The sequence below is a fragment of the Thalassolituus alkanivorans genome (assembly GCF_020447205.1).
GTDB lineage: Bacteria > Pseudomonadota > Gammaproteobacteria > Pseudomonadales > Oceanobacteraceae > Venatoribacter > Venatoribacter alkanivorans.
In genome coordinates, this window is the sequence record NZ_JAJAEL010000039.1 from 496336 (window position 1) to 505334 (window position 8999).

The 8999-nt window shown below is 53.7% G+C and carries 7 protein-coding genes; 4 read left to right on the plus strand and 3 right to left on the minus strand.

What is annotated here, in order from left to right; translation table 11 throughout:
• Together LGT44_RS17635 and LGT44_RS17640 are read right to left on the minus strand one after the other, a co-directional pair.
• The coding region (locus tag LGT44_RS17635) for a vWA domain-containing protein (RefSeq protein ID WP_230333660.1) at positions 1 to 558 on the minus strand (558 nt) is incomplete at its 3' end.
• Between the two features lie 18 nt (positions 559 to 576).
• The gene (locus LGT44_RS17640; RefSeq protein WP_230332463.1) at positions 577 to 2142 is read right to left on the minus strand and encodes a G protein-coupled receptor family protein; all 1566 of its coding nucleotides are present in this window, start codon (positions 2140 to 2142) and stop codon (positions 577 to 579) included.
• Positions 2143 to 2599: 457 nt separating this feature from the next.
• Between LGT44_RS17640 and LGT44_RS17645 the strand changes: the two genes are divergently transcribed.
• From LGT44_RS17645 to LGT44_RS17655, 3 genes are all read left to right on the plus strand, one after another.
• On the plus strand, positions 2600 to 3415 hold the full coding sequence (locus LGT44_RS17645) for a response regulator transcription factor (RefSeq protein WP_145466471.1): 816 nt from the start codon (positions 2600 to 2602) through the stop codon (positions 3413 to 3415).
• 65 nt (positions 3416 to 3480) lie between these two features.
• Positions 3481 to 5154, plus strand: a complete 1674-nt coding sequence (locus tag LGT44_RS17650) for a sensor histidine kinase (protein WP_230332462.1) — start codon at positions 3481 to 3483, stop codon at positions 5152 to 5154.
• A gap of 115 nt (positions 5155 to 5269) precedes the next feature.
• Entirely contained in the window at positions 5270 to 6031 is a 762-nt protein-coding gene (locus LGT44_RS17655; RefSeq protein ID WP_230332461.1) for a GGDEF domain-containing protein, read from the plus strand.
• A 9-nt stretch (positions 6032 to 6040) separates the two neighbouring features.
• Here LGT44_RS17655 and LGT44_RS17660 read toward each other — a convergent pair whose 3' ends face one another.
• Positions 6041 to 7078: an AraC family transcriptional regulator gene (locus LGT44_RS17660; RefSeq protein ID WP_230332460.1), complete on the minus strand. Its 1038-nt coding sequence runs from the start codon at positions 7076 to 7078 to the stop codon at positions 6041 to 6043.
• Positions 7079 to 7221: 143 nt separating this feature from the next.
• Between LGT44_RS17660 and LGT44_RS17665 the strand changes: the two genes are divergently transcribed.
• A complete protein-coding gene (locus LGT44_RS17665) occupies positions 7222 to 8805 on the plus strand; it encodes a flavin-containing monooxygenase (protein ID WP_230332459.1) in 1584 nt (527 codons plus the stop codon).
• The last annotated feature ends 194 nt before the right edge of the window (positions 8806 to 8999 follow it).

The window sequence follows — 8999 nt, forward strand, 5'->3', positions numbered from 1 at the left end:
GTCCCGCGGGTCAATGTTATCGCTGCGTAGCTTAGTGACATTGAGAGCAACCACGTGAATGTTATCCAGACTAATTGGAAAGTTTCTAATGTGATCATGGGGTAAATCCTCTTCTAAATCGGAAAAAATAAAGACGTATTTATTACCGGCACCGGTTTCGTTCAGATATTGCGTGGCCTGCAGCACACCGCCGGTGATGTCGGTATTGGCGCTGCCCTTTTTCAGGTTGGCGGCGAACTCATCCATGGCCAGCTTGAACTGACGTTTCTGATCGTTGGCGGTGCTGGGACGCATATCGAAGGTGGTTTTGGCGATGATGTCTTTCTCGCTGAAACTGCCACTGTCGATACGGGCCACGGCAATGGAATCGCCACTGTCTAGGTTGGCCAGCAGGTAGTTGAGGATGGCCTGTGCTTTGTTCAGCTCCTGGGTGTAGGTGCCCGAGGTGTCGATCAGCAGATAGACCGCTTTATTCTGTGGTGCCTGCTCGCCGCAGCCGCTGAGCAGTAAGCTCAGGGGCAGGGCGGCGGTGGCAACAAGGCGTTTGAAGCTATTCATAATCGTCACTCCTCTGATTCAGGCGACAGCTACAGCCGCGTCGCCACTGTTGTTGTTGCTGCTGTTGCTGTTGTTTTTGCTGCGGCCTTTACGGCTGCGTTTTTCTTCGGCGGCCACATCCGGGATGGCATCGGCCAGCTCATCGGTGGTCTGGCTGTCGTCAAACTGCACCGCAGTTGCCGCTGTACGCTTGCGACTGAACAGACGCTCGATGCTTAACGGCAGCATGATCAGCAGGTCGTAGGCGTGGGTCAGCAGGGTGGCGCTGTGACCGGCCAGGTTGCCGAGCAGACGGGCGGCAATGGCGACCAGGCGGATCATGGCGACCAGTGCCAGACCCAGCACGGTGCGCAGCGAGTGAATAAAGGACTCCAGCGGGATGGCGATAAAGGCCAGCGCAAACGGCAGGATAAATCCCATTACCATTTGCCCGATGGATGGAATCCAGCGGAATTCCGCATTGCTGGCGGCTACGCCGGAAGCATTCGCCGCCATGCTCAGTGATTGCTGCAGGGCTTCTTTATCCAGCGCCAGCAGGTCACGCATATAGGCCAGAGAGGCTTCGATACCGGCCAGAATGCACAGGATGCTGAGGCTGATAATCATCATGCGGCGGCGCATCTGATCATCCATGCTGCTGATGATCGGAAACAGACGGGTAATGCGCAGCGACTCCAGCAAAAACAGGCCCATCGCAATCTCAATCAGAATGATCACCAGCGCGGCAATATCTGAGGTTTTTACGCCACCGATATAGCTGGTTCCACCCACCATTTCCGACATCGGCATGGCGATCAGCTGGAAGTTGATCAGGCCGCCGAGCAGGGCAATGGTCAGCACCAGACCGGCAATAAAGAACTGGGTCAGCGAGCTGGACGTCAGGCTGCGTACCGCCGCATCTTCACCACGGCGCACTTCTTCATAGTGCTGCATCTGCTTGTCGAGCTGGTGGGTACGGTTATCGAGGTTGTCGATAGTGCGTGCCACCTCGTCCATTTTGCCGTTCAGCGTGCGCCATTCCGGCTGCATTTTCGCCAGCAGTTTGTGGCGCTGGTCGGCGCTGGCCTGCCAGGTTTTCAGGGTTTCTTTATGGGTGTCGTGCACCGCGTCTTTAATATTGCTGAGAATCTTGGCAACCGCCGGATCACCATGGCTGGGCAGCGCGGCAATGGTATTCACCACCTCACCCCAGGCCGGTGGCAGCGGTGCGCTGTTGCCGGCTTCGCGGTAGCTGTTCTCGACATTGTCGATGGCGGTGCTGATCTGGCGGTGCAGTGCCGGATAGCCGGATAAGTCGCGTGCTACCAGCGTCTGGATGCGGGTAAATTCGCGTTCGATACGGCGTTCGGCATCGCTGCGTGCGGCGGCCAGTAATACTTCGCGGTTACGCTTACCCAGCTGGCGTTCCTGCTGGCTCAGGGCGCGGCTGGCCATGCGCAGCATATGACGCAGACCCTGGCCACTGCTGAGCAGGATACGGTGTGCCGGGTTGCGGCCGAAATACAGCAGGGTCATCGCCAGCACCAGCCAGATGGCGGCGGATACAGCGCTGTTGGCGGACCAGAGAGTGAGTAGGTCATTCATGATTCTGTCCTCGTGTTGCTTAGGGTCTGTTCACACTAATTAAACAGGCCTGTTATTAGCTAAAAATTTCTCAGACAAGGCGCTGAGAGTGTTGCCTAACGGGTTAAGCGAATGAGCAGCAACGTAGGATGAGGAATTTTTAGCCATAACCCTCCGGGCTGAGGCCCGTTTTCCCCATTAACATCGTCGTTCGTCATTCATTTAGCCCGCTAATATCACTCCTCTCTCCTTGTCCTGAGAAAAACTGGCTCTCAGCAGGCCCGGTTCACTTAGTGTGAACAGACCCTGGAAAGGTGGCTGCGGAGAGCCGATGGATACAGATTGCGTGATGCCGGTGAAAAATCGGTGAGAAGAATGTGATTTCTGTCGCGCCGGTTGTGTCCGGGCGTCTGCACCGGCGGCGGCTGGTGGTATGCTCAGGACCGGCCTGTTAACAGGCCCTGCAGGAGAGGAAGAGATGATCAAAATTTTCTGGGTCGAAGATCAGAGCCACTGGATCGACAAGTTCCGGGCCTTGCTGGAGCGTACCGACTTTGCCCCCGGTGCCGAAGCCGATCTGCCGGACGCTGAGCACAATAAGCTTGAGGTGTTTAAGTTTTCTGAAGCAGCACTGGCGCGTATCAGCCAGACCGATGACGCCGATGCGCCGCATATCGCCATTCTCGACGCCAGCCTGAACGGTAACGACGATGGCGGTTTCAGTGTGTCGCGTGCGCTGCTGAAAAAGTGGCCTGCACTGCCGATTGTGTTTTTATCCGAACATTCCGGCACCGGTATTGAACAGAAAGCCTTTGAGCAGGGCGTTACCCAGGATTTTATTGCCAAGCATCAGCGCAATATCGAAGGGGTTTTGCTGTGGCGCATGAAAGCTCTGTTACGCCAGAGTCTGACTCCGGCGGCGAATAAAAAATCTCAGCTGGTCAGCGGCGAGTTACGTATTGATCTGGTCAGCTGGGAAGTGTGGTGGAAAGGCCAGAAATTAATGAACCCGGCCAATCAGGCCCGGCCTCTGGCGCCGACACCGCGCAAGATTCTGCGCTTTCTGGTGGAGGCGTCACCACGTCCGGTCACTACACTGCAAATGGCGGAATGGCTGGATGCCGATCTGGAAAAATTTTCCTACGCCAATTATCGCCAGCATATTAAAACCCTGCGTAAATCACTGGCGCTGGCCCATGGTGATGAAGAAGCCTTTATGAATTTATGCAAAGCCGGGCAGGGTATTGCCACCTTTGGTGCCGAAGGCGCCTATTTATGGAAAGCACCGGCCTGAGATAAACAGGTTCAGGCCAGCCGCTAAAGACTGATATCTGCGTAAAACAGTTAAACGGAGCAGCAATGAAAGACAGCAACAGCGCGGAAGAGACTCTGCAGACGGAAGACCGCGGCGATAAATTTATCTTCCGTATCCGTTATCCGTGGCGCACCTTACTGGCAGCGAAATTATTGCTGTTTTATGCCTTGTTGCTGTTATCACCAGCGCTGGCCGATATGCTGAAAATACCGGCGTTTATTTTCAGTACACAGTATTTCAGTGCTGCCTTTGCTGCCTTTTTAATTCTTGCCTGGCTGGATTTTCGCCATTTCAGCCGTCAGCAGCGCAAGGTCAAAGCCAGTTTGCAACAATTGTGGAACAGCAAGCGTCAGCTGCAGCAGCGGGCGCAGACCTCGGCCAGTCATACCGACAAACTGAAACTCTTTATCAGCGATAAATTGCTGGAATATATGGAGTACGACGAAAAATACCTGCATTTTAAAAGCATCGCGGCCGAGGTACGTCATAACGGTGTAATTTCGTTCGATAAGGTGCAATCAGCTCTCACCTATGCCGCTGGTCACAGTCTGCCGGATGAGCAGGGTAATAATGCGCTGCTGTATCAGCAGGCGCTGGTGGGCATGCGCTATTTATGGGATTTACTCGATTTATCCACCACCGACAATATGGCGCTGCATATCGGTGCCAATGTCAGCCGCTGTGAAGAATTATTATTTCAGGCGGAATTACAGGGCAGCGCCTTAAGTGAGCTGCCACTGGTGCCCACTTTCGATCCGCAGCGGGCGCTGCTGGATACCCTGACGCTGCATCTGGGCGTCACCCTGTGCGATGAACAGGGTAATCCGGAGCCGGCATTTTTATACGACGCCGACGCTCTGGCGCAGCTGTCTGCACAACAGAACAAACCGTTATTACTGACCGACAGCGAAGGTCTGTACCGTATTGAGTTACAGCCCTGTGATGAACTGCTGGGTAATGCCAATCACATTGTTTTATTGCTGGAAAATCTGCTGCGCAATGCCCAGTTCTTTGCCACCAAGCGTCAGTACAAAAGCCGCTTTGCGCCGATTGCTATCCGCCTGTGGGAAGCACAGCAATGCTTATGTGTGAGTATCTATAACCGTGGCCCGCATATCAGTGATGAATCCCGTGAGCAGATTTTTCAGCTGGGCTTTTCTACCCGCCGTGCGCGAGAACATAACGGTAAAGGTCTGGGACTGTATTTTGCTCAGCAGATTGTGCAGGGCTTTGATGGTGATATCGGTTTCGACAATATTCATAACCACAGCGAGCTGTACCACCTGCGCATCGAACTGGCCGGTGGCGAAGTGCAGAACCTGAATCTGGAGGTGACGCTGAACGCTGCCGGTGAACCACAGGTGTGCCTGGCAGACAGCAATGCCGAGGCCGCAAAACAGTGGGAATTGCGCAGCGCAAAACGGCTGCACAGTATTGAGGTCAGCAGCCGCAGTAATCCGCAGGTTGCGCGCCTGACGCTGGTGGAAGGCACAAGTCAGTGGTTTGATCCGCACAATCCGGCGCAGCCGCAATGGCTGATCAGCCTGAGCGGACGCAAAGCCGATCTGCTCAGTTTTATACCGCTCGATATCCGTGGCGTGCAGTTTAGTGTGCGCTTACCAACCCTGAACGGCAGGCTCGACGGGGTGGGTGCTGCGGGTCTGGAACCGGATGTGGACGAGCTGGGGGCGGGGCTGCGGGCGCCGGATGATTTCTGACATATTTGTCACTCCAACATCCGGCAAATGGCTGATCTTCGGCTAAACTTTGAGCGTTAACCGGCCCGGGGCCGTGCGCTTTTAGCGTGTCACAACAACAAACATAAGTGGACAGATGAGCGACGCAACGTCATCCGGACAATCGCAAAGCAGTAATCAGACGATCCCCGCATGTCCGGTCGGGGAGCTTAGCTGCCCCTTTATTGATGAAGTGCAGTTGCTGCGTGAACAGGTGGCAACCGATCCGCTGACAGGGCTTTATAATCTGCGGCATTTCCGTGAAGCGCTGGAACAGGAGCTGGAACGTACCCAGCGTACCCTGATGTCGACAGCGCTGATGATGGTCGATCTTGATCACTTTAAATCCATTAACGATACCTGGGGCCATCCCGCTGGCGACGAAGTACTGAAGCAGACCGCGCGTTTAATCCGCGACAGTACACGCAAACTGGATGTGCAATGCCGTTATGGCGGTGAAGAATTCGTCATTATTCTGCCTTCCACTGAGCTGATGCTGGCGGTGCAGGTGGCTGAACGATTACGGGAGAATATTGCTTCCACACTGGTGCGCATTGATGGTGGTGAGTTGCAGATTACTGCCAGCATCGGGCTGGCATTACACAGTGCCCAGCAGCCGCACAGCGCCAGTAGCCTGATTGGCCGCGCCGATCATTATCTGTATCAGGCTAAACGTCAGGGACGTAATCAGGTCTGTTTTGAGCATCCGGATATGGCTGAAACCGCCGTCAGTGGAGATGAAAAAAGCCTGCTGCACGATTTATTCGGCTGTGCCGACAGTCAGGATGATGCTGACGATTTCATCGGTGATGGCGAAGAGTTTATGACCGCCGCCGACAACGCCTGGCCTGCGGAATAGCAGCGCAATTCAGGCGCCAGGCTCTGTCTTTTCTGCGGTTTGTTTGCGGTACTGTGCCGGAGTAATGTTCTGCCATTTTTTAAAGGCATGAATAAATCCTGCAGCCTCAGAATAACCCAGTAATAACGCTATTTTTTCCACACTGTGGGATGAATGTCTGAGTAAATGGCAGGCTTTTTCTGCCCGCACGTTATCCAGAATCTGCTGAAAACTCTGCCCTTCGTCGCTTAATAAACGGCGGAACTGGCGCTCACTTAAACCAAAGGTCGCGGCACAGTCTTTAATGGCAGGAAAGCGCTGGCTGAACATCGTCAGATACTGTTTTAAGCGTTCGCTTAATGCTTCTGTCCGCACCTGGCTGCGTTGCTTTATGATTTCTTCGCACTGACCACGATAGAGTTCCAGTGCCGTGGCATTGGCGCCGGGAAAGGGCAGGCGCAATACCTCCAGCGGCAGCACAAAGGCTGCCTCATCACAGCCAAACTCTACCGGACACTGGAATTTTTCGCGGTAGGCTGCGGCTTCTGCCGGCTGCAGATAAGGCATGCGAATGGCCAGCGGTTTCAGATTACGGCCCAGCATGGTCTGCATGATATTAAGAAAATGCCAGGTACCGGCCACATCACGGTCAACAATAAAACGCTGCAGATGATCGGGCAGAGGATAGGGCTTCAGTTTTAACAGTACGGTATCGCCATCGAGCTGATAATCCAGCTCGCTGAACAGGTAGCTCAGCTGCTGATATTTAATGCCCAGGGCAAAGGCCTCATACACCGAACTGCAGCTCATCAGCATCATGGCAAAAGCGCCATAACTCGACAGTCCAAAGGTAGAGCCGATGGTGATGGCCGCCAGCGGATCGTGCTGAATCTGGTCGGCAAATTCGGCCAGAATCGCCAGCTCATCAGCCTGACTGATGGTGGCATTGGCATCCAGATGCGCCTGCTGTAAGCCATGACGGGCAAGGATGGCTTCGGTATCCAGCTGGTAATGCTGGCGCAGCTGTTCGACGGTAAAGGTCAGGGCGAGAATTGAGCGCAGGGTCATAATGGCCGTTTTTATCAATTTATTGTTTTTTCCAGCATAGCCACAGCGACCGCCGGAAACGTAGATTCAGATCATGGCCGCAGCCGCTTTGCAGGAAAAGCCCTCTCCGGCGGCCTGAGCGAATAACAATAAAGGTGAACATCATGACGCAGCAAAAACATACCCAGGATTCTCAGCAGGCTTTACCGGCAACCACCGACGTTGTCATTGTCGGTGCCGGTTTTGGTGGTTTGTGTATGGGCATTCAGCTGAAAGAAGCGGGCATCAGGGATTTTATTATTCTGGAAAAAGCCGATGAGGTTGGCGGCACCTGGCGTGACAATACCTATCCGGGCTGTGCCTGTGATGTGCAGTCGCATCTGTACTCGTACTCCTTTGCCGGTAATCCGGAGTGGAGCAAACGCTATGCATCCTGGCATGAAATTCAGGATTACATTTTAAAAACCACCGACGATTATCAGATGCGCCCTTTTATCCGCTTTGGCCATGAGGTAAACCGCAGCCAGTTTGACAGTAAAACCGGACTGTGGACCATCGGCACCAAAGGCGGTGCAGAAATCCGCGCGCGTTATTTTGTGCTGGCCTCGGGTCCGCTGCATCACCCGGCGATTCCGGATATTCCCGGTCTGGACAGTTTTAAAGGTAAGGTCATGCATTCTGCACGCTGGGATCATGGCTACGATCTCAACGGCAAGCGCGTCGCGTCCATTGGTACCGGTGGCAGCGCGGTGCAGTATTTGCCGGAAATTGCGCCGCAGGTGCAGCAGCTGGATGTTTATCAGCGTTCTCCGGCCTGGGTTATTCCGCGCGATGAGCGCCGCTACGGTGAAATCCGCAAGACCCTGTTCCGCAACTTTCCCGCGCTGCGCAAGCTGCACCGTGCGCGTTTATATATCACCAATGAAATGCGGGTCTGGCCGATTTTTCATCCGCGTCTTGCCGTTGCTTTACAGAGCCTGGCGAAGCTGTTTATCCGCATGAAAGTCAAAGACCCGGCGGTGCGTAAAAAGCTGACACCGGATTACACCATTGGCTGTAAGCGCATTCTGATTTCCAATAAATATTACCCGACCTTTAACCGCAGTAATGTCGATCTGATTACCGATGGTATTCAGGAAATCCGTGAGCACAGCATTGTCGACCGCAATGGCGTTGAACGTCCCTGCGATACCATTATTCTCGGCACCGGGTTTATCGTTGATCCGCGTGGTTTTATGAAAGACTTTACGCTGGACGGACTGCCGGGGCACAGCATTATGAAAGACTGGGCCAATGGTGCCGAAGGCTATCTGGGGACTGTGGTATCCGGTTTTCCTAACCTGTTCCAGCTGGTTGGGCCTAATACGGCGCTGGGCCACAATTCGATTATTTTTATGATCGAATCTCAGGTGAATTACATTATCCAGTGTATTAAAAAAGTTCAGGAAAAAGGCGTTGATTACTTTAACGTTAAAATCGAAGAGCAGAATAAATACAACGCTGAAATTCAGGGGCGGATGAAAAATACGGTCTGGACCTCCGGCTGTAAGAGCTGGTATCAGCAGGCGGACGGCAAAAACTTTACCATCTGGCCATCCTCCACGCTGGAATACCGTGCGCGCACGAAAAAGGTATTTGCCCCGCATTTTGACTGGGTCAGTATTGCGGCTCAGAAAACCGAAGTGGTGGCAGATAAAACGGAGAAAAGTGCCGGTAAAGAGAGGAAATCAGAACCCGCATCGGTCTGACACAATAAAGGCAAGCAGTGCAGCACTGCTTGCCCATAATTTGGAGTGACATTGATCGACAACTGTTTTTCAATCTGAAACGCCTTTCCGGGGCAAGCCCCTGGCCCCCTGTAAGGAGAGGTATCTCCTTACGATCCTCTCTTTTCGGCGCGTCCGGCTTCATCCAGCCAACGGCAATGATTATGCGGCACGCA